Source organism: Clostridia bacterium (assembly GCA_019683875.1).
Lineage (GTDB): Bacteria > Bacillota > Sulfobacillia > RBS10-35 > Bu92 > Bu92.
Genome location: JADGHN010000200.1, coordinates 1 through 2,063, shown reverse-complemented (window position 1 = coordinate 2,063; position 2,063 = coordinate 1). Strand labels below are relative to the sequence as shown.

Annotated in this window: 2 protein-coding genes; both read right to left on the bottom strand. The window is 72.3% G+C overall.

All coding sequences use genetic code 11. The features are described from left to right. On the bottom strand, positions 1 to 689 hold a 689-nt coding region (locus tag IRZ18_09900; protein ID MBX5477418.1), incomplete at its 3' end, for an acetyl-CoA C-acyltransferase. Between the two features lie 98 nt (positions 690 to 787). After that, positions 788 to 1,825: a branched-chain amino acid transaminase gene (locus tag IRZ18_09895; GenBank protein ID MBX5477417.1), complete on the bottom strand. Its 1,038-nt coding sequence runs from the start codon at positions 1,823 to 1,825 to the stop codon at positions 788 to 790. Positions 1,826 to 2,063: the final 238 nt, after the last annotated feature.

Here is a 2,063-nt window from a genome sequence, read left to right as displayed (position 1 = left end):
TTCAGCGCCGCCAGCTTCTCAAGGGTGGTCTCCCGCGGGTGCTCGTCGCGGTCGAAGAGGCGCTCGCCGCCGCGGTCCGGGACCGGCACGGGCACGATCTCGTCCTTGAACTCCCCGCGCGCGATGGCGGCGGCGGCGCGCCGCTGGCTCTCCAGCGCGAAGCGGTCCTGCTCCTCCCTCGAAATCCCGTACCGCCGCGCGACGTTTTCCGCCGTGCACCCCATGTGGCCGCTGCCGAACGGGTCGCTCAGCATCGCGATGAGCCCGTCCTGCAGGACCCCGTCCCCCATGCGCATCCCCCAGCGCGCGCCGCGCACGTAGTACGGGAGACGGCTCATGTTCTCCGCACCCCCGGCCACGGCCACGCGGAGGTCGCCGCTGCGGACGGCCTGAGCCGCAGAGATGATCGCCTGCAGGCCGGAACCGCACAGCCGGTTGACGGTCAAGGCGTTGGACGACGCCGGGATGCCGGCCTCCAGCGCCGCTGCCCGGGCAAGGTACGCGTCCTCCGCCACCTGCCCGACGCAGCCCATGATCGTGTCCTCGACCTCCGCCGGGTCGACGCCGCTGCGCCGCAGCGCCTCCCGGATGGCGATGCCGCCGAGTTTCGCGGCGGGGACGTCCCGCAAGCTGCCGCCGAACGAGCCGATCGGCGTCCGCGCCCCGTCGACGATCACGACTTCCTTCATCCGCCTCGCCTCCATGCCTTGGGGTCCGCGGTCCGGCGCGATCAGGGCCTTCACCGCCACGCGCCCGCCGCACGGCCACCCGGGTCGGACGGGCGCCCTTATCGTTCGTAGACGGGCGTCAGCCAGGAGGCGTACGCCGGGTTGCGCCCGCGCACCGCATCCAGGTAGGCCTCCTGCAGGCGGCGCGAGATCGGCCCCACGCGCCCGTCGCCCACCGGCCGGCCGTCCACGGACGTGACGGGCGCCACCTGCGCCGCCGTGCCCGTGAGGAAGATCTCGTCAGCCACGTAGAGTTCGGTGCGGTCCACGACCCGTTCCTCCACGGGGATGCCGAGCGCCGTGGCCAGGTCCATCACCGCCTCCCGCGTGATGCCCTCGAGGATGTCCTCCGTGACGGGCGGCGTGATCAGCCGCCCGTTCCGCACAAGGAAGATGTTCGCGCCGCTCGCCTCGGAGACGTGGCCCTGGGCGTTCAGGAGGATCGCCTCGTCGTAGCCGTCGCGCCGGGCTTGGTCCACGGCCAGGGAGATGTTCACGTAGGATCCGGTCGTCTTCGACCGCGAGGGGACGGCGTTGTCGCTGATGCGCTGCCAGGGCGAGACGCAGGCGCGCAGGCCGTCCATCGCCACGTAGTTGCCCAGCGGCGCGTAGAAGATGCCGAACTCGTCCCGCAGGCCGCTGAGCCCGACGCCGATGACGCGCGACGCCTTCAAGCCGAGGGGCCGCACGTAGGCGTCGTGGCGCACCTGCCCCTCGCGCAGCAGGCGCACGGTCCACGCGCACAGCTCCTCCACTGTGTACGGGCACTCGATGCGCAGGAGCGCGCACGACTTCATGAACCGCCTGTAGTGCTCCGGCAGCTTCAGCAGGTAGAGCTGCTCGGCCTCCTCGACCCAGTAGGCGCGGATGCCCTCGAAGCAGCCCGTCCCGTAGTTCAGGGCGTGCGTGGCGATGTTCACGTTCGCCTCCGAAAGCGGCACGATCCTCCCGCCCCAGAAGGCGAGGCCGCCTTCGATCTCCTTCTTCTTCGACGCCGTCCAGCCGCGCGTCGCGCCAGCCGGCGCCGCGCCGGACGTGGTTGCGCCGGCCGTCGGGCCGGCCGCGTTCGGGTCCGCCGCCTCCTTGGGAATCGCCATGCCTGTCGCACACTCCCTCCAAAAAAGTCAGAACCTCGCCCCGTCAGGGGCGAGGTTCTGCTCGCGGTACCACCCTGCTTCGCGCCGGCGCGCCCGCGCCGCGGCCGATGCCGCGACGCGCAACCCGTGCGCGGCCGGCGCCTTGTTTCGGGTAACGGCCCCGAAGCGGGACCGGGCCGCCCTACCAGCCGCGGGGAATGCGTGCCTTCAGGCGGACGGCTCCGGGGGGAGACCCCGC